Source organism: Mycobacterium lehmannii, from assembly GCF_002245535.1.
GTDB lineage: Bacteria > Actinomycetota > Actinomycetes > Mycobacteriales > Mycobacteriaceae > Mycobacterium > Mycobacterium lehmannii.
Genome location: NZ_NKCN01000028.1, coordinates 1 through 26,877 on the forward strand (window position 1 = coordinate 1; position 26,877 = coordinate 26,877).

The following is a 26,877-nucleotide window of genomic DNA, read 5'->3' on the forward strand; positions in this document are numbered from 1 at the left end:
GGGTAACCCCCGGCCGGCGGGGGTGGCGGATACCCACCGGGAGGTGGAGGCGGGTTGTTTCCCGGTGGCTGGGGCGGTTGATCAGTCATGTGACCTTCCCGGTTGACTACAACGGTATGCAGACGGTGCTGATGAGTTTATCCGCAATGGTCTGCCGTTTGGCGTCCCACAGCGGGAACAGATAACCGACATAGCAGATCGCGGCGTCGATGATGTGCGCCAGTTGTCGCACGACCGACATGCCGAAACCGATTGGCTGTCCGGTCTTTTCGCTGACAACCTTGAACTTCAGGATCGACTTGCCGATGCTGGAACCGGTGGTGCCCTGGCGGTATCCGTAATTCCAGATCACGTATGCCAGAACGAGTATCGACGTAATGGTGACGGCCAGCTGGCCGATCGTGGAGGCGCCCGTCGCGCAGAACTCGCCGAGTTGGTACTCGGAACTGTCGGTGATACAAGCCGTTTCCTGGGTGCCGAGCAGCACCGCGTAACCGATGCCTTGCAGGATGAAGATCGGGATCGAGTCGACCAGCCACGCCAACACGCGGGTGAACCATGACGTGTACGCCTCTTTCGGAAGCGATTGAAGCGGTTGCGCCGGAGGTGGATAACCGGCGGCGGTCGTCGGCGGTGGATTGCCGCCCCCCGGCGCGGGTGGTGGATAACCGCCGGGCGGTGGCGGCGGATAGTCTGCGGGCGGCTGATCGGTCATCGGACGACTCCAGTCTGCTTCTTAGCTGGGATCAAGCGTGCTTACATTACCGGAAAAGCGCTTTTGCGCAGGGTTTTCTACCCGGAAAGCGAATGGCCGGGATTGGGTGTGCGCCCGCGACCGACGGGCGATGGGTCGGGGTGTTTTGCCAGGCTTGGTGGGCCCGATGACGGTGAGGCGCTAGCGAACCCGGCGCTTGGATCCGTCGGACAGGAAACCGAGCAGGTCGTGGCGGGTCAGCACGCCGACGGGCTTACCCTCCTCGACCACCATCACCGCATCGCATTCGCGAAGTTCTTTCGCTGCGGCGCTGACCAGTTCGCCGGCGCCGATCAGCGGCAGCGGCGGGCTCATGTGGTCGGCCACCGCGTCGGCGAGCTTCGCCCGACCCTCGAACACCGCGGAAAGCAGTTCGCGCTCGGATACGCTGCCCGCGACCTCCCCGGCCATCACCGGCGGTTCGGCACCGACGACGGGCATCTGCGAGACGCCGTATTCGCGCAGGATCCCGATGGCGTCGCGAACGGTCTCCGAGGGGTGAGTGTGCACCAGGTCGGGCAGCGCCCCCGATTTGCCGCGCAGCACTTCGCCGACCGTCGACTCCTCCACCGACCCGTCCATCCGGCTACGCAAGAAGCCGTACGACGACATCCAGTCGTCGTTGAAAACCTTTGCGAGATAACCTCTTCCGCCGTCAGGCAACAGCACGACGACCAATGCGTCCGGGCCGGCCTGCTCGGCCACCTTGTTGGCGGCCACCACTGCCATACCGCATGACCCACCGACGAGCAGCGCCTCTTCGCGAGCCAGCCTGCGCGTCATCTCGAACGAATCGGCATCCGACACCGCGATGATCTCGTCGGGCACCGCGGGGTCATAAGCCCTGGGCCAGAAGTCCTCGCCCACACCCTCCACCAGATACGGCCGTCCGGTACCGCCGGAGTACACCGAACCCTCCGGATCGGCGCCGATGACGCGCACCTTGCCGCCGGACACTTCCTTCAGGTAGCGACCGGCCCCGGTGATGGTGCCACCGGTGCCCACACCCGCGACGAAATGGGTGACCTTGCCGTCCGTGTCGGCCCAGATCTCCGGGCCGGTGGTCTCGTAGTGCGACTCGGGCCCCATCGGGTTGGAGTACTGGTCGGGCTTCCACGCACCGTCGATCTCTTCGACCAGCCGGTCGGAGACGCTGTAGTAGCTGTCGGGATGGTCGGGCGGCACAGCGGTGGGGCACACCACCACGTCGGCACCGTAGGCGCGCAGCACGTTTCGCTTGTCCTCGCCGACCTTGTCCGGGCACACGAAGATGCACTTGTAGCCGCGCTGCTGGGCGATCAACGCCAGCCCCACCCCGGTGTTCCCCGACGTCGGCTCGACGATCGTGCCGCCGGGCTTGAGTTCACCGCTGGCCTCGGCGGCGTCGATCATCTTGATCGCGATGCGGTCCTTGGAGCTGCCGCCCGGGTTGAGGTACTCGATCTTGGCCGCGACCATGCCCGCGCCCGGGGGAACAACAGAGTTCAGCTGTACCAGGGGGGTATTGCCGATGAGCTCACTGATGTGCCGGGCGATGCGCATGACTCCATCGTGTCAGGCGGCTTCCGCCCTCACCAGGTGGGCTACCAGGTGGCCTCGCGAATGTAGTCACCGATCTGGCGCAACGAGCGTTTCGCCTCGGGCACGATCGGCGCCGCGATCTGGAACACGTGCATCTGCCCTGGCCAGACGCGGACTTCGACCGGCACACCCGCGGCCGCCAGCCGCCGCGCGGCCTTGCGCGCATCGCTCACCAGCACCTCGGAGCCTGAGACGTGGATCAGTGTGCGGGGCAGCCCGGGTTCGATGTGGTCAAGCGGCTCGTAAACCTCTTCGGGCTGTCCGTCCTTTCGACCCCGCCGCGCCGCATCCTCGATCAGGTCGACGAGCGCGTGGAACGCCCGCGGCGGGAACATCGCGTCGGTGCGGATGTTCGGATGGTTGGCCCGCGCCTCGTTGTCGATCTCGAAGAGGGGCGACATCGTCACCATCGCGGCAGGTACCTCACCCTCGAGGCCTTCGCGCTGCAGGCGTTCGGCCAGGGCGAGCGCCAGGTAGCCACCCGCCGAGTCGCCGGCCAGGACGATCTGGTGGGGCTCATAACCGTGCAGGCGCAGCCACTGGTAGGCGTCGTAGCAGTCGTCGATCGCCATGCCGACGGAGTGTTTGGGGATCATCCGGTAGTTGACCACCAGCACCGGGCAGTCGGCGTAGCCCGACAGCGCCTGCACCAGGCGGCCGTGCGAGTTGACCCCGCAGGTCAAGAATGCGCCGCCGTGCATATAGAGGATGACGCCGCGTTTGCCGTCGGCGGGAAGCACGCCGGGCGCCCGGACGAGTTGCGCGGTGCATTTCGGCAAAGAAATGGTGGCCCGAACGGTCCCGGGCGCCGGCCGCGCCGCTCGCGAGACGAAATCGATCAGACCCCAGGGCCACGGCAGCTTCGGCGCATAGCTTCCGATAGCCAGCGTGGGCCGAACAGTTAGCAGGGCCGCGAGCGATGCCAACCGGCCGCCCAGGCTCGGGCCGTCTTCGACGACCTCTACCGGCGCGCCGTCGCTGACCGGGAACTTGCGCGGTTTACGCGCGTGAACAGGCGATACTCCGGGCCGGCGAACATGGCCGACCTTGCTCGGTGCGGTCATTACAACCACCCCCTCCGACGTTTCAAGCCGCCGTAGTGCTGAGTACGCCTAATTTTCTGGACGTGACTCGCGTCTTAGCTTGACACTCTACGTTCGTTTCAACAATCAGTGAGTCATATTCGATACCGGAGTTGATACCGCAATGTGACCCCTTATCGCTTCTCGCCACGCGGATAGCCCCGGAAAACCCACTTAAACTTGCCTGCGTGGGCACACCGCGACGGACGACCACCATCGCCTTCGCCACCGCGGCCACGCTCGGCTCGGTCGGTTCGGCCTACATCGGCGCGCGGAACCTGCTCATCGGGCAGGCCGACCAGGCCCGCCGCGTCATCCCGCAGGCGTGGGACATCCCGCCCCGCGCCGACGGTGTCTACGCACCCGGCGGCGGCCCCGTCGAGCGCTGGCGCCGCGACGTGCCGTTCGACCTGCACCTGATGGTCTTCGGCGACTCCACCGCGACCGGTTATGGCGCCTCCACCGCCGAGGAGGTGCCCGGAGTCCTACTCGCGCGGGGTTTGGCCGAGGTCTCCGGAAAGCGGATCCGGCTGAGCACCAAGGCGATCGTCGGGGCGACGTCGAAGGGACTGTCGGGCCAGATCGACGCGATGTTCGTCGCGGGCCCACCGCCCGACGCCGCGGTGATCATGATCGGCGCCAACGACATCACCCGGCCGAACGGCATCCGACCGTCGGCGCGCCGACTGGGAAAGGCGGTGCGTCGGTTGCGGGCCGCGGGCGCCGTCGTGGTGGTGGGCACCTGCCCTGATTTCGGCGTCATCACCGCGATACCGCAGCCCCTGCGCGCGGTGACACGCAGCCGCGGCCTTCAGCTGGCCCGGGTTCAGACGGCTGCGGTGCGAGCCGAGGGCGGGGTTCCCGTGCCGCTGGCCGACCTGCTGGCGCCGCACTTTCGGTCCACCCCCGACGTGCTGTTCTCCCCCGACATGTTCCACCCGTCGGGCGCGGGTTATGCGCTGGCAGCCAACCAACTGCTGCCCGCGCTGTGTAATGCGTTGAGCGACTGGCTCGGTGGCGCGGCGCCGGAGTTACCGTGGCGGACGCGCTCGGGTGAGGGCTTCGCGCTGCTGGCCCGGGTGGGCGGATTCAGCAGGCTGTGGCGGCGGTCGACCGGGGTCCCCGCACCCATCGTGGCGTCCGCGAGCTAGGTTCTCCTCATAGCCGTCAATGCGAGGAGACACCATGCCTGAAGCCGTCATTGTCGCGACCGCGCGGTCGCCGATCGGCCGCGCCGCCAAGGGTTCACTGGTCGACATCCGTCCCGACGACCTGGCCGCGCAGATGGTGCGCGCGGCGCTGGACAAGGTGCCCGCACTGGATCCGCGGGAAATCGACGACCTGATCATGGGCTGCGGCCAGCCCGCAGGCGAGGCCGGATTCAACGTCGGCAGGGCGGTGGCCGTGCAGCTCGGCTACGACTTCCTGCCGGGCACGACGGTGAACCGCTACTGCTCGTCGTCGCTGCAGACCACGCGCATGGCGTTCCACGCGATCAAGGCCGGCGAGGGACATGCGTTCATTTCGGCTGGCGTGGAGACGGTTTCGCGGTTCCCGAAGGGTACGGCGGACGGTTGGCCCGACAGCAAGAACCCGTTGTTCGCCGACGCGATGAGCCGCTCGGATCAGGCGGCCGCCGGTGCCGAGGAGTGGCACGACCCGCGCGAGGACGGCTTGCTGCCGGACGTCTACATCGCGATGGGCCAGACCGCCGAAAACGTCGCGCTGTACACGGGCATCAGCCGCGAGGACCAGGACCACTGGGGTGTTCGGTCGCAGAACCGCGCCGAGGAGGCCATCAAGAACGGCTTCTTCGAGCGCGAGATCGTCCCGGTGACTCTGCCCGACGGAACCGTCGTCTCCACCGATGATGGTCCTCGGGCCGGGACCACCTACGAGAAGATCAGCCAACTCAAGCCGGTGTTCCGGCCGAACGGCACCGTGACCGCCGGCAACGCCTGCCCACTCAACGACGGCGCCGCCGCGTTGATCGTCATGTCGGACACCAAGGCTCGCGAGCTGGGTCTGACGCCGCTGGCGCGTGTCGTGTCGACGGGAGTGAGCGGGCTGTCGCCGGAGATCATGGGTCTCGGCCCGATCGAGGCGACGAAGAAGGCGCTGGCCAACGCCGGCATGTCGATCGGCGATATCGACCTCTACGAGATCAATGAGGCCTTCGCGGTGCAGGTGCTCGGCTCGGCGCGCGAACTGGGCATGGACGAGGACAAGCTCAACGTCTCGGGTGGTGCGATCGCACTGGGCCATCCGTTCGGCATGACCGGCGCGCGGATCACCGCGACACTGCTGAACAACCTGACGACCCACGACAAGACGTTCGGCCTCGAGACGATGTGTGTCGGCGGCGGCCAGGGCATGGCGATGGTGATCGAGCGGCTGTCCTAGCCCGCGAAGAGCCCGCGAAAACGAAAAGGCCCGGCACATTTCGTGCCGGGCCTTCTCGTCAAGCTGCTAATCGCTTTGGAAGTACGACAGCAGTCGCAGGATCTCGATGTACAGCCAGACCAGCGTGACGGTCAGGCCGAGCGCAACGCCCCACGCCGCCTTCTCCGGTGCACCGGCGCGGATCATCTGATCGGCCGAATCGAAGTCGATCAGGAAGCTGAACGCGGCCAGGCCGATGCAGACCAGCGAGAAGATGATCGCGATCGGACCACCGGCGCGCAGGCCCATGCCCTCGCCGCCGCCGACACCGAACATCGCCAGCACCAGGTTGCCGAGCATGAGCACCAGGACACCGAATAGGCCGGCGACGATCATGCGGGTGAACTTCGGGGTGACGCGGATGGCGCCGGTCTTGTAGACGACGAGCATGCCGAAGAACACGCCGAACGTGGCGAGCACCGCCTGGGTGATCAGCGCGCCCGCGCTGCCGCCCGCGATCTCGACGCTCCTACCGAACACCCACGAGATGGCGCCCAGGAAAAGGCCCTCCAGGCCCGCGTAGCTCAAGACGATCGCGGGGTTGTCCTGCTTGCGACCGAAGGTGGCCACCAGGACCAACACCAGGCCGCCGATCGCGCCGACCATCGCCAGCGGAAGGGCAACAGCCGGGTTCACCGCCGCCAGGAAGTAGGTGACGACTGCGACGGCCGCCAACACCGCCAGCGTGACGCCGGTCTTGGTGACGACATCGTCGATGGTCATCGGGCGGGCAACGCCGGCCTGGCGCTGCTCCGGGTACTGCGTCACATAGGGGTCGGCGTGAACCGCCTGCGTACCGTAGCCGGCGGCCCCGGTACCGAACTGCGCATATCCGCCCTGCGACTTTGGCAGGGATCGAAATACGGGGTTGCTGGATTCCCGCACCGTGGGTTCCTCTCCTGATGATGTCGATCGTCAATCGGCGAACACACCGTCAACGAATCATGTCCCTGGTCGGTTCCCGGCCGTGCCGATCACTTTCCCAGCTGGTTCACAAGAAACCCTACCCAAAGCGTTCGCAGGTCGGGCAACGTTCTACATTGCATACTCGTGGGCGAAAACGAGGATGTCCTAGTAACCGTTGACCGCGGCGTCGGCCTGATCACCCTCAACCGGCCCAAGGCCATCAATTCGCTGAACCACTCCATGGTCACCGCGATGTCGCGTGTGCTGGCCGAATGGGCCCACGACGATGCCGTCACCGCCGTCATCGTCGACGGCGCCGGCGAACGCGGCCTGTGCGCGGGCGGCGACATCGTCGCGCTCTATCACAGCGCCAGGGCCGAGGGACCTGACAAAGGACGTGAAGCGCGCCTGTTCTGGTACGACGAATACCTGCTCAACGCCCAGATCGGCCGGTTCACCAAACCGTATGTCGCCCTGATGGACGGCATCGTGATGGGCGGCGGCGTCGGGGTCAGCGCCCACGGCAGCGTGCGCGTCGTCACCGACACCACCAAGATGGCGATGCCGGAGGTCGGCATCGGCTTCGTCCCCGACGTCGGCGGCACGCTCATCCTGTCGCACGCACCCGGGCTGCTCGGCTACCACGCCGCGCTCACGGGCGCGAACTTCGACGGCGCCGACGCGATCGCGATGGGATTCGCCGACCACTTCGTACCCCACGATAAGCTCGCCGACTTCAAGGCCGCGGTCCTCGCGGACGGGATCAATGACGCACTGGCCGCCCATGCCGTCGAGCCACCGCCGAGTAACCTTCTGCGGCAACGCGAATGGATCGACCGGTGCTATGCCGGTGAGACCGTCCTCGACATCGTCGCCGCGCTGCGCGGTCACGACGACGCGGCTGCCGGCGAGGCGGGCGATCTCATCGAGAGCCGCTCGCCCGTCTCGGTTTCCGTCGCGCTCGAAGCGCTGCGCCGCGCCGCGAAACTCGACACACTCGAAGACGTGCTGCGCCAGGAGTACCGGACCTCGTGCGGGGCGCTGCGCTCCCACGACTTCGTCGAGGGTATCCGCGCCCAGGTTGTCGACAAGGACCGCAATCCGAAATGGTCGCCCGCCTCGTTGGCGGCGGTCACCACAGCCGACGTGGAGGATTACTTCGCGCCGGCCGATCGCGAACTGGAGTTCTCATGACCGACTACGACACCATTATTGTCACGCGTGACGACCGTGTCGCGACCATCACGCTGAACCGGCCGAAGGCACTCAACGCGCTCAACAGCCAGGTGATGGACGAAGTCACCTCCGCGGCAGCCGAATTGGACAACGATCCGGCGATCGGCGCCATCATCATCACCGGCAACGAGAAGGCGTTCGCCGCGGGAGCCGACATCAAGGAGATGGCGAGCCTGTCGTTCGCGGACGTCTTCGCCAGCGACTTCTTCGCAGCCTGGGGTTCGTTCGCCGCCACCCGCACCCCCACGATCGCGGCCGTCGCCGGCTATGCGCTCGGCGGTGGCTGCGAGTTGGCGATGATGTGCGATCTGCTGATCGCCGCCGACACCGCGAAATTCGGCCAGCCCGAGATCAAGCTCGGTGTGCTGCCCGGCATGGGCGGCTCGCAGCGGCTGACCCGCGCCATCGGCAAGGCCAAGGCCATGGACCTGATCCTCACCGGGCGCAACATGGGCGCCGAGGAGGCCGAACGCGCGGGCCTGGTGTCGCGGGTGGTGCCCGCCGACACACTGCTCGACGAGGCCAACGCGGTCGCCAAGACCATCGCCGGAATGTCGCTGTCGGCGTCGCGGATGGCGAAGGAGGCCGTCAACCGTGCCTTCGAATCGACTCTGGCCGAGGGCCTTCTGTACGAGCGCAGGCTGTTCCACTCGGCGTTCGCGACCGACGACCAGACCGAGGGCATGAACGCGTTCACCGAGAAGCGCCCACCGGCCTTCCGCCACCGTTAATCTGCGGTGGTGACCGACACCCGCGACGACACCGACACCACGGTCGAAGAACCGCGGGAGAAGCCGGTCAAGACGTCCAAGGACACGCCTTGGTGGGTGCGCAACTACACCTTCACCGGCACCGCGCTGGGCCTGGTGTTCCTGTGGCTGTCGATGACGCCGTCGCTGCTCCCGCGAGGTCCGTTGTTCCAGGGGCTGGTCAGCGGAGGCGCAGGCGCTTTCGGTTATGCCCTCGGCGTGTTCGTGGTGTGGCTGGTGCGCTACATGCGGTCCAAGGACAGCAGCCCGCCCGCCCCGCGACAGGCCTGGATCGCCCTGGTGGTCATCGGCGTCATCGGCCAGATCCTGATGATCGTCTACTTCCACATCTGGCAGGACGAGGTCCGCGATCTCAACGGTGTTCCGCGCATGGGCTTCTGGGATCATCCCCTGACCGCCGTGCTGTCCATCGTGACGCTGTTCGTGCTCGTCGAGATCGGGCAGCTGATCGGCAGGCTCGTGCGCTTCCTGGTCCGGCAACTCGAACGCGTTGCACCGCCGAGGGTTTCGGCGGTTGTGGTGGTGGTGCTGCTGATCGCGCTCACCATCGCGCTACTGAACGGCATCGTGGTGCGCTTCGCGATGAGCACGATCAACAACACGTTCGCGGCAGTCAACGACGAGACCGACCCTGATTTCACGGCGCCCACATCACCGTTGCGGTCCGGCGGTCCCCAGTCGCTGGCCAGCTGGGAATCCCTTGGCCACCAGGGCCGGATATTCGTGGCGGCGGGGCCGACGGTCGAGCAGTTGACGGATTTCAACGGCCGGCCTGCCGTCGAACCGATCCGCGTCTACGCCGGTCTGCATTCCGCGGACGGAATCAAGGCAACCGCCGCGCTGGCGGCCCGCGAACTGCAGCGCACCGGCGGGCTGGACCGCGACGTCGTCGCCGTGGCCACCACCACCGGCACCGGCTGGATCAACGAAGCCGAAGCCTCTGCGCTGGAATACATGTACAACGGCGACACCGCGATCGTGTCGATGCAGTACTCGTTTCTGCCGAGTTGGCTGTCGTTCCTCGTGGACAAGGAGAACGCGCGGCAGGCGGGTCAGGCGTTGTTCGAGGCCGTCGACGCGCTGATCCGGGAGATGCCCGAGGCGCAGCGACCGCGCCTGGTCGTGTTCGGGGAGAGCCTCGGATCGTTCGGCGGTGAAGCGCCTTTCCTCGCGCTCAACAACCTCATCGCCCGCACGGACGGTGCACTGTTCAGCGGCCCCACGTTCAACAACACGATCTGGACGCAGCTGACCCGTGACCGCGACCCCGGCTCCCCGATGTGGCTGCCGATCTACGACGACGGCGAGAACGTCCACTTCGCCGCCAGCGCCCAGGATTTGAGCCGGCCGGACGGCCCCTGGGGGGATCCGCGGGTGGTGTACCTGCAGCACGCGTCGGACCCGATCGCGTGGTTCAACCCGGATCTGCTGTTCGCCGAACCGGACTGGCTAAAGGAGCCACGAGGTTACGACGTCTCCGGCCGGATGCAGTGGATACCCGTGGTGACGTTCCTCCAGGTGTCGGCGGACATGGCCGTGGCCGTGGATGTGCCCGACGGGCACGGCCACGTCTACGTCAAGGATGTGGCCAACGCGTGGGCGGCGATCCTGCAGCCGCCGGGCTGGACACCGGAGAAGACCGAACGCCTGCGGCCGCTGCTGAGCAGCGACGAGAAGGATTAGCGAAAAGGATTAGGCCAGAACGCCTTTCAACGCGTGATATCCGCCGATGACATCGGTCGCGCGGTGCAGGCCCAGATCGAGCAGCGCCGCCGCGGCCAGGCTGGAGGTGTAGCCCTCCGAGCACAGCACCACCCACTCGACGTCATCGTCGACGGCCTGCGGCAGCCGCGCCTCGCTGGTCGGGTCGCAACGCCATTCGAGTACGTTGCGTTCGATCACCAACGCTTCTGCCACCTCCCCCTCGCGTGCGCGTTGGGCTTGCGGGCGGATGTCGACGAGGATCGCGCCGCGGTCCAACGCCGCGGGCACCTCGGCCGCCGGCAACCTGTGCAGGCGGGCGCGGGCGTCGTCCAGGATCCGGTCGATGCGACTTGCCACGATCAGCCCTCCGGTCCGCCGGTCAGCTTGGTCCGATTGCGGCGCAACATGTTCCGTGCCGTCACCTCGTAATACGACATCGCGGTCAACGGCGGCGAATACGCGTGCACGCTCAGCGTGGGGGTGACCGGGGCCGAGGTGTCACGATCGGGTGCCCACACTACGTCGTGTACCCATCCCAGCGGGAAGGCGGCCTGATCCCCGGCGTGCAGCCTGCGTCGCCGCAATGCTCCACCGTCCCAGCGGGTCTCGCGCAACGCGCCCGAGATCACCGTCAGGGCCCCAAGGGAGCCGCCGTGGTCGTGCATCTCGGTCGACCGGTCGGGCACCCAGCTGATCAGCCAGATGTCGAGCTCGTCATCACCATGGAGGCGGGTGAACCAGCGTTCGTCGCCAGGCGGTCCGCCAGCAGGCAGCAGGTGGTCGTAGCGACCGGTGAGCACATCGTCGGCGCAGCGGTCGGAAGCGAGCAACAGATCGGGCAGCCGCAGCCGCGTCGGTGCGGACACCGCGGGTACGGCAGTGGGCAGGGCTGCAGGGGAGGCCATGAAAGCTCCAAGAGAACCGGAATCGGGCAGGGGCGGCGCTAGGGCCGACAACACTCCTGGCGTCCGGTCGTCATGAGAGCAAGCCTGGCATGGGCGTGCCATTCCAACCCGGCCGGAGGCGACGGTCCCGCACGCTCGGAGCCTGTCGTCGCAGGCCAGACGCGTGTTTGCGGGATCGGCGGATAGATTCACCGTGAGCGCAACCTCGGCGATCGGTGCAGCCGGTGTCGGTCGCGGGCGAGCCGTTGCCTAGATTGACGGGCATGCGCATGCGTCACGGTGTCGCGGCGGCCGCAGTGATGGTGGGTGTCGTCGCGGGATGTTCGTCGGGTACCGAAGACACCTCCGAGCCGTCGGCCGACTCGACGCCCACGGCCACCAGCTCGGAAACACCCACCGCGGCACCGGGTTCGGTCGCCGTCTCCCCCGACGGTGTCACCACCGCGGTCGGCGCTCCCGCCGACTCGACCGAGGAGGAGTACTTCAAGGCCTGCGCCACGGCGCGGCAGTGGATGGACGAACAGGGTGGTGACCCGAAGTCACAGATCGAGCCCTACCTCGGCATGGTGCAATCAACGGATTCGGCGGGGCCTGGAACGTACGGCACACCGTGGACGCAGTTGCCGCCGCCGCGTCAGGCCGCGGTCATCGTCGCCGTGCAGGCGGCGGCCGACGGCCTCTGCGCCTGAAACCGGCGGCCAGAATCGGCGCCGGCAGGCGACAATGGCGGCATGGCTGGCAAGCGGGTCGCGCTGGCGCTGGGCAGCGGCGGCGCCCGCGGCTACGCCCACATCGGGGTGATCGAGGAACTTCAGGACCGCGGCTACGAGATCGTCGGCATCGCAGGATCGTCCATGGGGGCTCTCGTCGGTGGGCTGCACGCGGCGGGCAAGCTCGACGAGTTCTCCGACTGGGCGAAGTCGCTCACCCAGGGCGCCGTGCTGCGTCTGCTCGATCCCTCGATCACCGCGGCGGGCGTGCTGCGCGCGACCAAGATCCTCGACGCTGTTCGCGACATCCTGGGCGAGGTGCGCATCGAGGACCTGCCGATCCCCTACACGGCGGTCTCGACCGATCTCATCGCCGGCAAGTCGGTATGGCTGCAGAGGGGCCCGGTGGACGCCGCGATCCGCGCGTCGATCGCGATCCCCGGCGTCATCGCACCGCATGTGCTCGACGGGCGTCTGCTCGCCGACGGCGGCATCCTCGAACCGCTGCCCATGGCGCCGATCGCAGCCGTCAACGCCGACCTCACCATCGCGGTGTCCTTGGCCGGCAGCGAGGCCGGCGGCGGCGAAGAACCTGTAGAACCAGCGGGACAGGGTCAACGCGCCACCACCGAGTGGCTGGCCAGGGTGTGGCGCAGCACCGCGTCACTGTTCGAGTCGAATGCGATGCTGAACCGCACGGGATCGGGACCGGAGGACGATCCGGCGGGCGGGGACAGCGAGGAGGAGCTCGTCGACGCGACGAAGGAAGCGTCCGTGGTGCCCAAGCTCGGGAGCTTCGAGGTGATGAACCGCACGATCGACATCGCGCAGGCGGCGCTCGCCAGGCACCAGCTCGCCGGTTATCCGCCCGACATGCTCATCGAGGTACCCCGTTCGGCTTGTCGGAGCCTGGAATTTCACCGCGCCGCCGAGGTGATCGACATCGGTATCGAGTTGGCGGCCGCCGCACTGGACGCGTTCGACACCAAGCCCGAATCGCCTAGCGTGACCGAAGATTAGAGGCCGAGGTGCTCGGCGATCTGAGCGGCGACGCCGCGGCCCTGTCTGCGTCCCGCATGCGCAGACGGTGTCCGGCACGCGGGGTCGAGCGGGTTGGCGCCGAACGCCGCCAGCGACTCGTCGTCGGCGAACACGCCGAAAGTGTTGCGCGTGGTGACCTCGTCCCTGGCGCCCGTCCCGAACGGTGACGGCGACGACAGGCCCTGTGGGATCAGGGCGACCACGACATCGCAATCGTCGGCCACGGCCAGGTTGACGGTGCTACCGACGCCGCCGTCCATGAAGCGGCGCGACCCGATGGTGACCGGCGGCCACACACCGGGCACCGCGCAACTGGCCGCGACCGCGTCGACCAGCGAGACGCCCGAGGTGCGGTCGAACGCCACCAGTTCCCCGGTCTCGGTGTCGATGGCGGTGATGCGCAGATCGCGGTCGGGCCAGTCGTGCGACGGCAGCCGCTGCTCGATCACCCTTCGCCGCACGTCTTCGGCGACGGTGCCCGCAGCGAGCGCGATCGCACCGATCCGCTGCAGTTTCTCGGTTTTCGAGCCGGGAGCGGTCATCGCGTCGAGGAACATCTGGGTGATCGTCTCGATCCCCGCGCCGGGGTTGATCTCCGACGATGTCGCCGAGGTCTGCCGGTCGAACAACGCGGGCAGGCCGAGGCCGCTCCCGAGTTGTGCGGCGACCGTCGAACCCGCCGATGTGCCGACCAGAACGTCGGAGGCCAACAACGCATCGGCGGTCGCGGGCGACTCGTCGGCGATGCCGGTCAGGATGCCGGTCTCCCACGCGATACCCGCCACGCCGCCCCCGGCCAGTACCAAAGCACGTCTCGTCACAGCCCGTGAGTGTGCCAGGTGAGCGGCGTCGCCCGCGCGGCCCCCAACACTACGCGAGGCCCTGCGCCGCCCTGCCGCTGATCAACGGTAGATCGAGATACGTTGCGATGCCGGGTTCTGCGGCGCACACCGCGGGCACCGAGTTCACACAGTGCGCCGCGGTGCCGACGATGCCGTACTCCGGGCCCTCTCCGCCGACCGCCGACTGAAAGCCCTTGACGACGATGTTGACATCCGGGTTGCCGCGGACCTCCATCTCGTAACGCTGGCCTTCGGGGCCGAATGTCCAAGCGGGGTCGAGGTTTTCCTCACCCATCAGCCAGTTCACGGTGACTCGCACCACCGGTTCCTCGTCGACGAGGGCCTCCCAGTGGAATTTGCGGCCGGCGACCTGCCCCGGTTCGATGACACCGATCGGTGATTCGATCGGTGCAGTGGCGACCGCGATCTCCTGCGCGGAGCGGACCTTCGGATCGGCACGGAAACCCACCTTGTCGACGATCATCTTCACCGCCTGGATGAAGCCACCGTCGAGCAGCTTCTGCATCGGTCCGCTGAGCGCCTTCTCCGGAACCTCACCAAAGCCCATCACGTGCCGTACGACGTCGGGTGCCTCGTAGGTGCGAAGGTCGGAATACTCTTCGGCCCGAACGAATGTCACGCCGGTCGAGAACGCGGAGAACAAGAGCGGAAACTTCTCGCTGATCCCGCCTGGCGCGATGCCGGTGCCGTGCAGCGTGGCATTTCCCGCGAGCGCCGCCTCTTGCAAAGGCGTGCCCTGCCGGGCGCTGGGATACACCCATCCGACCGGGGTGACGACGTTCTTACCGGACCGCAACAGTGCGGCCACCTCGTCCGGATTGGGCAACAGCGGTGAGTAGATCACCGCGTCGGCGTCGAGGGCGAGGATGTCGTCGAGGCTGTTGGTCGCGGTCACCCCCACCGGCCCGATGCCGACGATCTCGCCGACGTCCTTGCCTGCCTTCGCCGGCGAGTGCACCCAGCACCCGACGAGTTCGAGGTCGGGATGTTCGAGCACACCCTTGATCGCTGCGACGCCGACGCCCCCGGTCGCCCACTGCACCACCCGTAGGCCCATAACCGACTCCTCACCGCGAAACTAGAACACGTTCTACTCTTGCAGGTCTACACCACAACCCGTCCCGCGCGGGCCACAATGGCCGCGAAGGCCGTAATCAAGATCAGGTTCGATGCCAGGGGCCGCCGCAGGGTGACCTCCTCGACGCTTTCATCAGCCGCTAGACAGGTGGCGCGCTGTATGTTTCTGTCGATCGCAGGGCAGCGAAAGGATCATCAATGTCGACCGCCAGTAGTAACAGGGTCTTCGTCGTCGGTGTCGGAATGACGAAGTTCGAGAAACCGGGCCGCCGTGAAGGGTGGGATTACCCTCAGATGGCCAAGGAGTCGGGCACCAAGGCACTCGACGACGCCGGCATCGACTACTCCGAAGTCCAGCAGGGATTCGTCGGCTACGTCGCCGGTGACTCGACGTCGGGCAACCGAGCGCTCTACGAACTCGGCTTGACGGGTATTCCGATCGCCAACGTCAACAACAACTGCTCGACCGGTTCCACGGCGTTGTTCCTTGCCGCGCAGACGGTCCGCGGCGGGCTCGCCGACTGCGTCATCGCGCTCGGTTTCGAGAAGATGCAGCCCGGCTCCCTCCAGGGCGGCCACGACGACCGCGAGTCCCCGATGGCCAAGCACGTCGCGGCGATGGCCGAGATCGACGAGTTCGGCTTCCCCGTCGCGCCCTGGATGTTCGGCGCCGCGGGTCGTGAGCACATGCGTCAACATGGAAGCACCGCACAGCATTTCGCGAAGATCGGATACAAGAACCACAAGCATTCGGTGAACAATCCGTATGCACAGTTCCAGGAGGAGTACACCCTCGACGACATCCTGGCCGCGAAAATGATCTCCGACCCGCTGACCAAGCTGCAGTGCTCGCCCACGTCGGACGGCTCCGGAGCGGCGATCGTGGCTAGCGAGGACTTCGTCGACAAGCACGGCCTGGCGGGCCAGGCGGTGGAGATCGTCGGCCAGGCGATGACCACCGACTTCGGGTCCAGCTTCGACGGCAGCGCCAAGAACCTCATCGGCTACGACATGAATGTCAAAGCCGCGCAGCAGGTTTACGACCAGTCCGGCCTGGGACCGGCCGACTTTCAAGTGATCGAGCTGCACGACTGCTTCTCGGCCAACGAGCTACTGCTCTACGAGGCGCTGGGCCTGTGCGCCGAGGGTGAGGCGCCCAAGCTCATCGACAACAACGACACCACCTACGGCGGGCGTTGGGTGGTCAACCCCTCCGGCGGGCTGATCTCCAAGGGGCACCCGCTTGGTGCGACGGGTCTCGCGCAGTGCGCGGAGTTGACGTGGCAGTTGCGCGGTGCGGCCGACAAGCGACAGGTCGAGGGCGTCACCGCCGCGCTGCAGCACAACATCGGGCTCGGGGGCGCCGCGGTTGTGACCGCTTACCAGCGCGCCGAGCGCTGATAGGGGATCATGGACCGCATGCGGACCACACGGATCCTCGCCGGAGTCGCCACCGTCGTGTGCGTGGCTGTCATGCTGCCCGCGGGTGTCGCATCGGCCGACGATCAGGAGTCGGCGCAGGAGGTCATCAGCAAGCTGCAGGATCAGGGGTACAACGTGACGATCGACAAGATCGGCACGGCCCCGCTGTCCGACTGCGTGGTCACCAGCGTGCGCAATCCCCAGGAGTTCACCCAGTTGGTGCCGCTGCTCGGCGGAAATCAGGACGGGGTGCTGTTCCCCGTGACCATCAGCAAGCCGATCTCGGTGTCGCTGGACTGCAGCGGTCGCTAGCGACTCCGGTGTGGTTGGTTGCGGCAGGCGCGACCAACCGCACCGAAACCGACGCATCAGCGTGAGCAATCCGCGGTGACGGTGATCGTGCGCTGGGCCACCACCCGGATCAGGTCGTCGCCGCGTCGCACCAATTCGGTTCGCTCACGGGCATTTCGGACATCGGTGACGACGCACTCGTCGAGGGGCGCACTCCCGATCCGATTGACCTTGACGTCGAAGCCCTGTGCCTCGAGTGTGGCGATGGTCAGCTCCGCCGAATCGGCCGCCGACGCGATGGCCGCCGGCGTGAGAATCGCACCGCATGCCACCGCGGCCAGCCCGACCATCGTCAACAGTATTGCGCGCATACCGCGCTCCCTTCGTGACCCGAAGACCCCGGTGGCCTTTCAGGTGGTACGACGGGACAACCGCGACGAAGGTTCAGCGCGATCTGATGGAAGGACGATATGACTGCGGAAGTGAGGACGCGCGACGGTCGTCGGCTGGCCCTCGCCGAGGTCGGCGACCCGAACGGTCCGCTTGTCATGCACAACCACGGTGGGCCCAGCAGCCGCTTGGAGGTCCTGCTGTTGGCGGACTCGGCGGCCAAGAACGGGATCCGGCTCGTCGGCGTCGACCGCCCGGGTATGGGACAGTCGAGCGTTCAGAGGGCCCGGTCGTACGCCAGCTGGGCCGAGGACCTGACGACCATCGCGGATGTGTTGGGCTACCGGGAGTTCGGCGTGACGGGCTGGTCGGAGGGCGGCCCATGGGCGCTGGGGGCCGCCGCCTACATCGACAGCGGGCGGCTGCGCCATGTCAGCAGCATTGCGCCCGGTAGTTACGGCGCGTTCGGTGACAATTCCGCGGCGCCGTACCTGTCGAAGATCGATGCCCTTGGCGGCTTCCTCGCGCTACGGTTCAAGCCCGCCTTTCGCCTCATGTATGCCGCGCTCGGGTACTCCGCCAAGACCATGCGCGACGGATTCGTCAAGACCCTCCGCAGGTCGGTCGGTGAGTACGACCGGCAGATACTGAGTCGCCCACAGGTCGAAACGACGTTCATGAATGCGGTCGTCGAATGCTTCGCTCACGGCTCGGACGGCTTGGTCCGCGACGCCGAAGTGCTCTACCGGCGCTGGGATTTCGACATCTCGCGGATCGCGAGGCCGGTGCATCTGTGGCAGGGGCTCGACGACCGACTCGTGCCCGATCCGATCAACAAGGCGGTGTCGGACTCGATGCCAGGTTCGGTGTGGCATCCCGTCGACGGAGCAGGGCACTTCGTCGCGATCGGCTCAGGCGACGAGATCTTCGCCCTCGCCGCGGACGAGCTGAGAACGCCGTAACCCTGGTCTGCGCTACCTAAGCCGTGACCGGCTCGAGCTCGCGCACCGTGGGGGCCGCGATCGGATCCGTCGCGACGAACTCCGAGTACAGCAGCGGCATCGACGCGCTCACGGCGAACATCGCCACCCCGCCCGAGTAGTCGGCCACATAAAGCCGACCGCCGTGCGAATCGACCGCCACGCAGGACGGCCTGCCGTCGACGGTGATCGTGTCGACGATCTGCAGCGTCAGCGTGCACAACACCGCGACGTGGTCATAGTCGACGATGTAGGCCCTGCTCTTGTCCTCGCCCATCGCGAGCTGCGTTGGGGCGCCGCCAACCTCGACGACATCGGTGATGCGTCCCGACGACAACTCGATCACGTGCACCACACCGCCGCGGGTCCGGTCCGAGCTGAGGACGAACGCCGCACCGTCGGCGAGCGCGATATCGCGAATCGGTGCACCGATACGCACCGCGCCGCCGACACGGCCGGTCTCGAGTTCGACGGTGAGGACCGCGCTGCCGCGCGCGTCGGTGGTCGCGACGTATAGCCGCGTTCCGGTCGGATCGATCGCGAGGGCATCGATGCCGATGCCCGCGCCAGTCGCGATGTCGATGGTGCCCACGCGGTCGGCGGGGATGTCGATCACCGCGACGTCGATGTGCCCGTCACCGGTTCGACCGGCGTAGACGCGCTTGCCGTCGGGGCTCACGACCAATGCCGTGACGTTGTCCGCCAGCGGGTACGAAGCGATTACCGACCTGCTCGCGGTGTCCAGGACGGTCACCTCGTCCTTGTGGGTCCAGGACGACGTGCTCACATAAGCGCGGTCGTCGTGGACTGCCACCGCGAAGGGCTCACCGTGGACCGCGACGATGGCCTCGGCGGCGAGGGTGCGGGGATTGAGCACCGCGACGCTGTCGTCGCCCGGGTGCGTCACCACGGTTGCGCCGGTGCCGGTTGCGGCGATATCGCCGATCGGTCCTCGGCTCAGCTTCACCGCACCCAACGCCGTAGGCGCATGTTCAGGCATCAAAAAGTCAACCATCGAAAATCGGTACCTCCGCCGGCATCGCGTGCAACCGGCCCTAGATTCCAAGTCGTAACGCGCCAAATCGGCGCGGCCTGGACCGAGTCTAGCGACGAAATCCGATATCCCGCGGCGGTGCGAAAAGCGGCACCTTAGACAATCTGTGAACCTCTCAGACACCGCTTAGAAAAGCGTGCGTTACCCGATTGTTACCAAAATTCGGCAACGCCAAGACGGTCTATGACCTGTGGAAATACCGCTGCCGCAAGACTTTCCGAATAACGCGGTCGAGCGCGTTTATAAAGGTTTCTTACCTTTCGACGACAAAGTGAGCGGTAAATCACAGGCGACACGACAGCAAATCAGCAACAGGCGCCACGACCGTCACAGAACGGGGTACGAAATTAGCCCACCAGCCGGAGCCGGGGTCTGCGAGGCGGCGTCGGCGGGTTCACGCGGACCACCGGAATCAGCTCCTCGGGATCACACAGTGCGAGAACCCTGGACACGACGGCACCGGGCAGCACGCGCCACGGCACACCGGCCCGAAGGAGCCGGGCGTTGAGGGCGTGAAGGGCGGTGAACCCGTCGAAGGCGAAGAAATCCAGACCGGACAGGTCAAGGGTGACGTGCTGTGCGTCTGCGATCGTTTCAGCGACCAGAGCCGCGAACTCCTTGGCGTTGGCGGCGTCGACCTCACCTGTCACTATCACGACGATGTGGCCGGGTCCACCGATTGCACCTGTGCTGGAGGCGACGGACAGCGCACGCCTGGGCTGCGATGACGGGCGTTCGATCGCTGCGACGGACATTTCCGGTTCCCCACCGCGTCCGGGTTACCGCTGCCAAATTTCGCGCCCGGCGCAGCTGTCGGGTGGGGCGCTGTCGACGCCCGGGGAGTTTTCGCCCATGCCTGCGCTCGCTTTCTGCGATGGAAGTCAGCGATGCGCCTTTACCCGCGTCGGACGCCGGCCAAACACAATCAAGCAGAAGTTGCGAAAGGCTCCTCGGAGGCGAGCCGGCAATCGTCGAACTCGAGCTGTACGCGGGTGCCGGACGCCGAGGCGTCGATCGCGGCCCGATCGGACAGGGCGCGCATGAGCTGGATACCGCGACCGCGGGTGTTCGGCTTGCCGTCGGGCTCCTTCTCCAGCCAGGCTCCCTGGTCGGAGACGGTCGCGACGAGGCGCCGATCCTCGGCGTCATACCGGGCCGTCACCGACATGGTTCCGGCCTGCCCAGCCTGGACATAGGCGAACTCAGCGGAATTGGTCAGCGCTTCGTTCACCGCCAGCAATATGTCGCTGAGCCGGTCGGCGTCGAGCGCGAAATTCGTTCGGAGCCATTGCGCAAAGGCATTGCGGAACTCGGCAACGGTCTGCGCGTCTGCGGGGCCGTTGCTGGAAAAGCCGAGTTCCGTCGGAGCGTTCATGGTGTTCTCTGTTTACCCCGTCCGGCCCGAGCTCACGCTGTGATGTTGTCGAGCGCGGCGTCCAGCGAGGAAAACAGGTCGATCAGGTCGGCGATCCCCGTGATCTTCAACGGCCGGCTGGTGGCGGATCCGTCCGCGACGACGGCGAACTTGGTCGCGGTGCCGTCGGTCTGGTTGTGGGTCTCCATCAGCACCTGCATGCCCGCGGACCCCAGGAACTCAACACTGGTCAGATCGACGATCAAGCCCACCGGATCCTTGCCCAACGCCGCCTGCACAGCGTCGCGCAGCTGCGGTGCCGTGAGCATGTCGAGGTCGCCTGAGGCGGCGACGACAGCGACGCGTCCCACCCAGTTCTCGGTACAAAGTTGTCCGTCCAAGCCTCACCTCTTGTTTGGCAACCACCGTAGCGGTCATGGCCGATCGCGCGAGGCTGCAGTCTTAACCCGCGCAATAGGGTAGCGGCTTCACGGTACCGATACCTAAACGGGGACCCATCCGCGCCGGTCAGGCCGCAATTACTCGGCTTTGGCTATGTTGGCCGGTGCGCTGTGTCCACCAGTTGCACCGCGATCAGGTGCAACGGCGTGTTCTTCTCCTGGGAGAGCGTCACCAGGAGGTTGAACGCAGCGGACGCGTCGACGCCGAAGCGCTCCATGATCATGCCTTTGGCCTGCCCGATGATGTCGCGCGATGCCAGAGCGGTTTGGAACTGATCGTCACGACGCGCGGTGGCCAAACCGATCGCTGCGTGCGCCGCCACCGCCAGCGCCAGATCCTCGAGTTGTGGCGTGAACGCGCGAGCCCGGTCCGAGTAGAGGTTCAGCGCACCGATCTCCAAATCATGGGTGTAGAGCTGGATGGACAGGCTGGAGCGCACCGGGGTGGTGTCCACGGCGCGCCGCATGAACTCAGTCCATCGGTTCTCGGTCTCGAAGTCGTCGATGCGCACCGCCACGTGGTCATGGATGGCGTCGACGCACGGGCCCTGCTGCAGCTCCTCCTGCAAGGTGTCGAGGTTCTTGGGCGCCGGACCCGTGGTCGCGACCGAGCGCACCCGCCGGCTCTTCGGATCGACCAGCGAAATTCCCGCGTGGTGCACATTTGGCAGGATGCGCACCGCCGCCGTGGTTACCTCGTCGGCAAGGTTGTCGACGCCCATGTCGGCGCTCTTCTGGCTGTGGCGCTCTTCTGGCTGTACAGGCTCCGTGCCAACCGGGCGATCTCTTCGTGAAAATCGCCGTCGCGCGGATCCGTCATGTCTCACCCCACACAATCGGTTCCCGGCCATCGTATGACCGAACCCTGTCAGGGGCGCGCGCCTGAAAGGATGCGCACCAGGTCGGGCTTCATCGCCTGAAGCTGCGAACCCCAGTACGCCCAGGTGTGTGTCCCGTCAGTCGGGAAGTTGAACACCGCGTTCCGTCCGCCTGCGGCGAGGTACTTCCGCTGGAACTCTTTGTTCGTCGACAGCGTGATGTTTTCGAGGAACTGCGCGCTGTACTGCGCACCGAAGTTCGCGCCGTCATCGAGTTCGGAGGTCGCGCCGTTTCCGCAGTAGACCCACAGCGCGGTGTTGTTGGCGACCAGCGTGTTGACGTTGACCATCGGATCGTTGCGCCGCCATGCCGGATCCGACGTCGGCCCCCACATATGGGCCGCACTGTAGCCGCCGGCATCCTTCATCGAGAAGCCGATCAGCGTGGGCCACAGACCGCTCGACGGGTTGAGGTAGCCCGAAAGCGAACCGGCGAAGATGAACTGGCGCGGATGCCATACGGCGAGGGTCAGCGCCGCGCTACCCGACATCGAAAGTCCCACAACGGCATTGCCGATCGGCGCCTGACCCCGGTTGGCCGCCAGCCAGGCGGGCAGTTCCTGAGTCAAGAACGTCTCCCACTTATAGGTCACGGTGCCTGCGCTTCCCACCGCAGGCTGATACCAGTCGGTGTAGAAGCTGGACTGCCCGCCCACGGGCATTACGACCGAGATACCCGACTCGTAGAACCACTCGAACGCACCGGTGTTGATGTCCCAACCGTTGGCATCCTCCTGCGCGCGCAGCCCGTCGAGCAGGTACACCGAATGCGGGCCGCCACCTTGGAACTGCACGCGGATGTTTCGCCCCATCGACGGGGACGGCACCTCGAGCGTCTCCACCGGCAACCCGTCCCGTGAATACGCAGCGGCCGTCGGCGTCGGGATCCCAACGCAGACGAGCAGCATCGCGAACAGCGCAGCCCAGAGTGGGCCTACAGACGATTTCACGCGGGCAAGCTAGCAATTCGGCGTCGGCACGCTCAGCGTGCCACGCAGCGCTTGACCAGCTTGTTACCAAACCTCAGCCGTCAATTGAAGCGGCCGCGGATCAACAACCGAGTTCGTTGATCGCGATGCTGACGATGTCTGCTGCAGCGGTAACCGAAACGCCCAAATCCTCGCGCACCATCAGCATCGATTCGGCGGCAGGCACGCCACGCGACGCGTTGGCGCAGACCTTGTTGCCCGCGGCGATCAATTGGTCCGCCGACAGGAAGACGTACGTCTCCTGAAGCTTGCGCACAAACTCCGCCTGATCGGCCCCTGCCGGCGCGGCAAATGCGACTGCTATGGCGGTAGCACTGATGAACAGTCCGACGATGCGGCGCACAGAATTACCCTCTCCAGTCGATCCGATGTCCGCGGCGCACTCGGAAACCGGCCGAGCGCCAGGCGCAAACCCCTACACCTGGCCCTGACGACATTCCATCCACAGTGACGGACGCGTCAGAACGTACCCGTTGTTAGGGGAACGAATCATTTACGACGTCGGTAGGTAACGTTTCGATAACGGCTTGATCAAGTGACCGCCGTCTCACACTTCGGCATCCGCGCAGGTAACCCCCGTGCCCGGACACCGCCCGGCGCGTGCCCGTGAGCTGTGGAAACTTGCCTGTCATTTTTTGCTGACATACCGTCATAACGCCGATGACGTAACTGATGTGATTCGATGATTTTGTTCGGTGGTGACAACGCAAGTGACCATTCGCGACCGGGACCCAGTCCCGGAGGAGCGGACAGCTGGTTTGAAAGCGCCAGCAGTGCAGCCAGATTCGTGGACGAATCATCTCCGCTCGCCGAATGAGGGCGATGCCATCGCAATGCATCGTCTGGTGGCCGAGACCGAAGTCCTCGATCTGAACTCCACCTACACATACCTGTTGATGGCCACGGACTTTGCCAGTACTTCCATCGTCGCGGAAAAAGACGGCGAGATCTGTGGATTGATCACTGGCTACCATCCGCCGGCTCGCCCCGAGGTCCTCTTCGTCTGGCAGGTGGCCGTTTCGGCGGCTGCGCGGGGAACCGGGTTGGCGAGCGCCATGCTCGACGGCCTCGTCCACCGCGTTCGCGCCAACCGCCGAGGCCATCCGGTCACGGTGGAGGCCACGGTGGCACCGAGCAACTCGGCTTCGCGCGCGTTCTTCGGCGCGTTCGCCCGGCGACACGGGGTGCCCCTGATCGAGGAACCCCGCTTCACCGCCGCACACCTGGCGGCCGATCAGTCCCACGAGGACGAGCCGACTGTCCGCATCGGACCCATCACCACACCTTTGGCCGACTGACCCCTCAGAAAGGACACATGTCTACGCCAGCAACACTCCCCCGTCCCGACGAATCCGACCTTCCCGAGGTCTATAACTCGGTCGAATCGGAAGTACGCAGCTACTGCCGTGGATGGCCGACCACCATGGCCGTTGCGCAGGGCTCGTGGATGACAGATACCTCCGGGCGGCGCTACCTCGACTTCTTCGCCGGAGCCGGCGCGCTGAACTACGGCCACAACAACCCCGAGCTGAAACGGCCGTTGATCGAATACCTGGCCAACGACAACATCGTGCACTCGCTCGACATGGCGACCGCGGCCAAGACGGAGTTCCTGCAGAACTTCGAGCAGCTGATCCTCAAGCCTCGCGACCTCGACTACAAGGTGCAGTTCCCGGGCCCGACCGGGGCGAACGCCGTCGAGTCGGCGCTCAAGCTGGCCCGCAAGGTGACCGGTCGCGAATCGATCATCAACTTCACCAACGCATTTCACGGCATGACCCTCGGCGCACTGTCGGTCACCGGCAACTCGATGAAGCGCGCCGGTGCCGGAATCCCGCTGGTGCACGCCACACCGATGCCGTATGACAACTACTTCGGCGGCGCCACCGAAGACTTCCACTGGTTCGAGCGCGTGCTCGACGACTCGGGCGGCGGGCTCAACCACCCGGCCGCGGTGATCGTCGAAACCGTGCAAGGCGAGGGCGGTCTCAACGTCGCGCGAATGGAGTGGTTGCAGGCGCTCGCCGAGCTGTGCAGCCGCCGCGAGATCCTGTTGATCGTCGACGATGTGCAGATGGGCTGCGGACGCACCGGTCGGTTCTTCAGCTTCGAAGAGGCCGGCATCGTCCCCGACATCGTCACGCTGTCCAAGTCGATCAGCGGATACGGCCTGCCGATGGCACTGACCTTGTTCCGCAGGGACCTGGACGTGTGGGCCCCCGGCGAGCACAACGGCACGTTCCGTGGCCACAACCCGGCGTTCGTCACCGCCAGCAAGGCACTCGAGATCTATTGGCAGACCGAGACATTCAGTGATGACACGATTGCCAAGGGCCAGCAGGTCCGAGACCGCCTGGAAACCATCGCCGACAAATATCCCGGCGTCTCCGCGCGCGGGCGCGGCATGGCGCAGGGGCTCAAGTTCGAGGATGCGCCGATGGCGTCGGCCGTGTGCCGCGCGGCGTTCGATCGCGGGGTCCTCATGGAGACCAGCGGCCCCTCGGACGAGGTCGTCAAGCTGCTTCCCCCGCTGACCACTTCCGAGTCGGATCTCGATGCGGGCATCGACATCCTCGCCGAGTCGGTCGCCGCAACGCTTTCCTGACCACATCACGCCGAAAGGAGCACGACGTGATCGTGCGCACCACTGACGAGATCACCGGCACCGAACGCGACGTGTCGGCCAAGGACTGGAGATCCAAGCGCATCATCCTGGCGGGTGACGGCGTCGGATTCTCCTTCCACGAGACCACTATCAACGCGAACTCGGTCAGCGATTTCCACTACCGCCATCACGTCGAGGCGGTCTGGGTGGTCGAGGGCACGGGCACGCTGACCAACCACGAGACCGGTGAGGAGCACCCGCTTGGGCCCGGCACCATGTATCTGCTCGACGGGCATGAACGCCACCGCGTCACGTGCCATACTCAGCTGCGGATGCTGTGTGTATTCAATCCTCCCGTGACCGGACAAGAGGTTCACGACGAGACTGGTACCTACCCTCCCCCGGCGGTGCAAGCAAGTTGAGCGACAACATATTTACCGACACCAGGGACCGATATCCCACGCGGCTGTCGGAACCGAGCGATCCGATTCCGCGGGCCGAGCCCACGGTGTGGGGCCAGGAGTCGGACGGTCCGCTGTTCGAGACCGACCTGCAGTCGATCGACGCCAACGGATACCTGGTGCAGCGGTCGGCGGTGGATGACAACTGGCTGACGACGCTGCGCGGCGAGTTGAACAACATCGGCGCCAAAGCCGACCCGGAGGACCCGCGGATCATTCGTGAGCCCGGCGGCAGTATCCGGTCGGTGTTTCAACCCCATCTGTTCAGCGATGTCATCGCCGAGGTGGTCACCCTCGACACGGTCTTGCCCGTGGCCCGTCAATTGTTGGGCAGTGACGTCTACCTACACCAGGCGCGGATCAACCTGATGCCGGGATTCACCGGGACCGGGTTCTACTGGCATTCCGATTTCGAGACATGGCACGCCGAGGACGGCATGCCCGCCATGCGGGCTGTGTCGTGTTCGATCTCGCTGACCGACAACTTTCCCTACAACGGCTCGCTGATGGTGATGCCGGGTTCGCACAAGACGTTCTACCCGTGCGTCGGCGCGACTCCGCGCAACAACCACGCCTCCTCGTTGGTGAAACAGGAGATCGGCGTTCCGAGCCAGGCCACGCTCAGCGAGGCCGCCGCCCGCTACGGCATCGACCAGATCACCGGGCCTGCCGGTACCGCGCTGTGGTTCGACTCGAACGTGATGCACGGTTCGGGTTCGAACATCACGCCGTTGCCGCGCTCGAACGTCTTTCTGGTCTTCAACTCCGTCGACAACCAGCTCGTGGCGCCCTACCGAGCCGAGACTCCGAGGCCCGAATACCTGGCGGCAAGGGACAGCCAGCCTTTCAGCACTCCTTCGCTGGTGCAGTGAACGTCGCCGTGGCCGCCCGGTAAGGGGCGGTCCACGCGACGAATGCGGG

General features: G+C 66.1%; 29 protein-coding genes and 1 pseudogene. 14 read left to right on the forward strand and 16 right to left on the reverse strand.

What is annotated here, in order from left to right; all coding sequences use genetic code 11:
- Positions 1-106: 106 nt before the first annotated feature.
- The 3 genes and pseudogenes from CEX87_RS23060 to CEX87_RS23070 form a co-directional block, all read right to left on the reverse strand.
- Positions 107-688 (reverse strand): annotated as a pseudogene (locus tag CEX87_RS23060) (RDD family protein); the annotation flags it as partial.
- Between the two features lie 207 nt (positions 689-895).
- A complete protein-coding gene (locus CEX87_RS23065; protein ID WP_064411969.1) occupies positions 896-2,296 on the reverse strand; it encodes a cystathionine beta-synthase in 1,401 nt (466 codons plus the stop codon).
- 41 nt (positions 2,297-2,337) lie between these two features.
- Positions 2,338-3,399: an alpha/beta hydrolase gene (locus CEX87_RS23070; RefSeq protein WP_094289262.1), complete on the reverse strand. Its 1,062-nt coding sequence runs from the start codon at positions 3,397-3,399 to the stop codon at positions 2,338-2,340.
- Positions 3,400-3,605: 206 nt separating this feature from the next.
- Between CEX87_RS23070 and CEX87_RS23075 the strand changes: the two genes are divergently transcribed.
- Together CEX87_RS23075 and CEX87_RS23080 are read left to right on the forward strand one after the other, a co-directional pair.
- Positions 3,606-4,568, forward strand: a complete 963-nt coding sequence (locus CEX87_RS23075; protein WP_094289264.1) for an SGNH/GDSL hydrolase family protein — start codon at positions 3,606-3,608, stop codon at positions 4,566-4,568.
- 34 nt (positions 4,569-4,602) lie between these two features.
- Positions 4,603-5,820: an acetyl-CoA C-acetyltransferase gene (locus tag CEX87_RS23080; RefSeq protein WP_064394998.1), complete on the forward strand. Its 1,218-nt coding sequence runs from the start codon at positions 4,603-4,605 to the stop codon at positions 5,818-5,820.
- A 66-nt stretch (positions 5,821-5,886) separates the two neighbouring features.
- Here the strand turns inward: CEX87_RS23080 and CEX87_RS23085 are convergent, their stop codons facing one another.
- Positions 5,887-6,744 (reverse strand): Bax inhibitor-1/YccA family protein, encoded by an 858-nt coding sequence (locus CEX87_RS23085; RefSeq protein ID WP_064394944.1) that lies wholly within the window; start codon positions 6,742-6,744, stop codon positions 5,887-5,889.
- Between the two features lie 165 nt (positions 6,745-6,909).
- Between CEX87_RS23085 and CEX87_RS23090 the strand changes: the two genes are divergently transcribed.
- The 3 genes from CEX87_RS23090 to CEX87_RS23100 are packed head-to-tail and all read left to right on the forward strand — an operon-like array spanning position 6,910 to position 10,454.
- Positions 6,910-7,959: an enoyl-CoA hydratase/isomerase family protein gene (locus tag CEX87_RS23090; RefSeq protein ID WP_068195328.1), complete on the forward strand. Its 1,050-nt coding sequence runs from the start codon at positions 6,910-6,912 to the stop codon at positions 7,957-7,959.
- Positions 7,956-8,732 carry an enoyl-CoA hydratase gene (locus tag CEX87_RS23095; protein WP_064394942.1) on the forward strand — a complete coding sequence of 259 codons (777 nt, stop codon included), beginning with the start codon at positions 7,956-7,958 and terminating at the stop codon, positions 8,730-8,732. Before CEX87_RS23090 ends, CEX87_RS23095 begins: the two co-directional genes overlap by 4 nt.
- A gap of 9 nt (positions 8,733-8,741) precedes the next feature.
- Complete coding sequence (locus CEX87_RS23100) at positions 8,742-10,454, forward strand: alpha/beta hydrolase (protein ID WP_064426830.1); 1,713 nt, start codon at positions 8,742-8,744, stop codon at positions 10,452-10,454.
- Between the two features lie 9 nt (positions 10,455-10,463).
- On the opposite strand, the gene CEX87_RS23105 is transcribed toward CEX87_RS23100, so the two are convergent.
- The gene (locus CEX87_RS23105) at positions 10,464-10,832 is read right to left on the reverse strand and encodes a rhodanese-like domain-containing protein (RefSeq protein ID WP_068195326.1); all 369 of its coding nucleotides are present in this window, start codon (positions 10,830-10,832) and stop codon (positions 10,464-10,466) included.
- 2 nt (positions 10,833-10,834) lie between these two features.
- Complete coding sequence (locus CEX87_RS23110; RefSeq protein ID WP_068195324.1) at positions 10,835-11,380, reverse strand: cysteine dioxygenase; 546 nt, start codon at positions 11,378-11,380, stop codon at positions 10,835-10,837.
- A 263-nt stretch (positions 11,381-11,643) separates the two neighbouring features.
- Here CEX87_RS23110 and CEX87_RS23115 point away from each other — a divergent pair, with 263 nt between their 5' ends.
- Both CEX87_RS23115 and CEX87_RS23120 read left to right on the forward strand, forming a co-directional pair.
- Positions 11,644-12,069 (forward strand): lipoprotein LpqV, encoded by a 426-nt coding sequence (locus CEX87_RS23115; protein ID WP_094289266.1) that lies wholly within the window; start codon positions 11,644-11,646, stop codon positions 12,067-12,069.
- Between the two features lie 42 nt (positions 12,070-12,111).
- Positions 12,112-13,110, forward strand: coding sequence for a patatin-like phospholipase family protein (locus CEX87_RS23120; RefSeq protein ID WP_068195323.1), 999 nt, complete (start codon positions 12,112-12,114; stop codon positions 13,108-13,110).
- Here CEX87_RS23120 and CEX87_RS23125 read toward each other — a convergent pair.
- Together CEX87_RS23125 and CEX87_RS23130 are read right to left on the reverse strand one after the other, a co-directional pair.
- On the reverse strand, positions 13,107-13,952 hold the full coding sequence (locus CEX87_RS23125) for a patatin-like phospholipase family protein (RefSeq protein ID WP_064394939.1): 846 nt from the start codon (positions 13,950-13,952) through the stop codon (positions 13,107-13,109). The genes CEX87_RS23120 and CEX87_RS23125 overlap by 4 nt on opposite strands.
- Positions 13,953-14,001: 49 nt before the next feature.
- On the reverse strand, positions 14,002-15,051 hold the full coding sequence (locus tag CEX87_RS23130; protein ID WP_066807912.1) for an NAD(P)H-dependent amine dehydrogenase family protein: 1,050 nt from the start codon (positions 15,049-15,051) through the stop codon (positions 14,002-14,004).
- Positions 15,052-15,269: 218 nt separating this feature from the next.
- Here CEX87_RS23130 and CEX87_RS23135 point away from each other — a divergent pair, with 218 nt between their 5' ends.
- Both CEX87_RS23135 and CEX87_RS23140 read left to right on the forward strand, forming a co-directional pair.
- Positions 15,270-16,472, forward strand: coding sequence for a lipid-transfer protein (locus tag CEX87_RS23135; RefSeq protein WP_094289268.1), 1,203 nt, complete (start codon positions 15,270-15,272; stop codon positions 16,470-16,472).
- Between the two features lie 18 nt (positions 16,473-16,490).
- Positions 16,491-16,805: a hypothetical protein gene (locus CEX87_RS23140; protein ID WP_064394994.1), complete on the forward strand. Its 315-nt coding sequence runs from the start codon at positions 16,491-16,493 to the stop codon at positions 16,803-16,805.
- Positions 16,806-16,861: 56 nt separating this feature from the next.
- Here CEX87_RS23140 and CEX87_RS23145 read toward each other — a convergent pair whose 3' ends face one another.
- Entirely contained in the window at positions 16,862-17,155 is a 294-nt protein-coding gene (locus CEX87_RS23145) for a hypothetical protein (RefSeq protein ID WP_064394936.1), read from the reverse strand.
- A 99-nt stretch (positions 17,156-17,254) separates the two neighbouring features.
- Between CEX87_RS23145 and CEX87_RS23150 the strand changes: the two genes are divergently transcribed.
- On the forward strand, positions 17,255-18,136 hold the full coding sequence (locus tag CEX87_RS23150) for an alpha/beta fold hydrolase (RefSeq protein WP_064394935.1): 882 nt from the start codon (positions 17,255-17,257) through the stop codon (positions 18,134-18,136).
- 16 nt (positions 18,137-18,152) lie between these two features.
- Here the strand turns inward: CEX87_RS23150 and CEX87_RS23155 are convergent, their stop codons facing one another.
- From CEX87_RS23155 to CEX87_RS23185, 7 genes are all read right to left on the reverse strand, one after another.
- Positions 18,153-19,169 (reverse strand): YncE family protein, encoded by a 1,017-nt coding sequence (locus CEX87_RS23155; RefSeq protein WP_064394934.1) that lies wholly within the window; start codon positions 19,167-19,169, stop codon positions 18,153-18,155.
- Positions 19,170-19,555: 386 nt separating this feature from the next.
- Positions 19,556-19,963, reverse strand: a complete 408-nt coding sequence (locus CEX87_RS23160; RefSeq protein WP_094289269.1) for an STAS domain-containing protein — start codon at positions 19,961-19,963, stop codon at positions 19,556-19,558.
- A gap of 170 nt (positions 19,964-20,133) precedes the next feature.
- Positions 20,134-20,583 (reverse strand): ATP-binding protein, encoded by a 450-nt coding sequence (locus CEX87_RS23165; protein WP_064394932.1) that lies wholly within the window; start codon positions 20,581-20,583, stop codon positions 20,134-20,136.
- 32 nt (positions 20,584-20,615) lie between these two features.
- Positions 20,616-20,963 carry an STAS domain-containing protein gene (locus tag CEX87_RS23170; RefSeq protein ID WP_064394931.1) on the reverse strand — a complete coding sequence of 116 codons (348 nt, stop codon included), beginning with the start codon at positions 20,961-20,963 and terminating at the stop codon, positions 20,616-20,618.
- Positions 20,964-21,115: 152 nt separating this feature from the next.
- Positions 21,116-21,745 (reverse strand): GAF and ANTAR domain-containing protein, encoded by a 630-nt coding sequence (locus tag CEX87_RS23175; RefSeq protein WP_094289271.1) that lies wholly within the window; start codon positions 21,743-21,745, stop codon positions 21,116-21,118.
- A 146-nt stretch (positions 21,746-21,891) separates the two neighbouring features.
- Positions 21,892-22,809, reverse strand: coding sequence for an esterase family protein (locus CEX87_RS23180; protein WP_094289273.1), 918 nt, complete (start codon positions 22,807-22,809; stop codon positions 21,892-21,894).
- A 142-nt stretch (positions 22,810-22,951) separates the two neighbouring features.
- Positions 22,952-23,233 carry a DUF732 domain-containing protein gene (locus CEX87_RS23185; RefSeq protein ID WP_064394929.1) on the reverse strand — a complete coding sequence of 94 codons (282 nt, stop codon included), beginning with the start codon at positions 23,231-23,233 and terminating at the stop codon, positions 22,952-22,954.
- A 415-nt stretch (positions 23,234-23,648) separates the two neighbouring features.
- Between CEX87_RS23185 and ectA the strand changes: the two genes are divergently transcribed.
- From ectA to thpD, 4 genes are read left to right on the forward strand one after another with little or no spacing between them, the layout of a single operon-like run.
- Positions 23,649-24,188 carry a diaminobutyrate acetyltransferase gene (gene ectA, locus CEX87_RS23190; protein WP_064394992.1) on the forward strand — a complete coding sequence of 180 codons (540 nt, stop codon included), beginning with the start codon at positions 23,649-23,651 and terminating at the stop codon, positions 24,186-24,188.
- Positions 24,189-24,205: 17 nt separating this feature from the next.
- On the forward strand, positions 24,206-25,495 hold the full coding sequence (gene ectB / locus CEX87_RS23195) for a diaminobutyrate--2-oxoglutarate transaminase (protein ID WP_064394928.1): 1,290 nt from the start codon (positions 24,206-24,208) through the stop codon (positions 25,493-25,495).
- A gap of 26 nt (positions 25,496-25,521) precedes the next feature.
- The gene (locus tag CEX87_RS23200; protein WP_064420087.1) at positions 25,522-25,917 is read left to right on the forward strand and encodes an ectoine synthase; all 396 of its coding nucleotides are present in this window, start codon (positions 25,522-25,524) and stop codon (positions 25,915-25,917) included.
- Positions 25,914-26,828, forward strand: a complete 915-nt coding sequence (gene thpD, locus CEX87_RS23205; protein ID WP_064426957.1) for an ectoine hydroxylase — start codon at positions 25,914-25,916, stop codon at positions 26,826-26,828. Before CEX87_RS23200 ends, thpD begins: the two co-directional genes overlap by 4 nt.
- Positions 26,829-26,877: the final 49 nt, after the last annotated feature.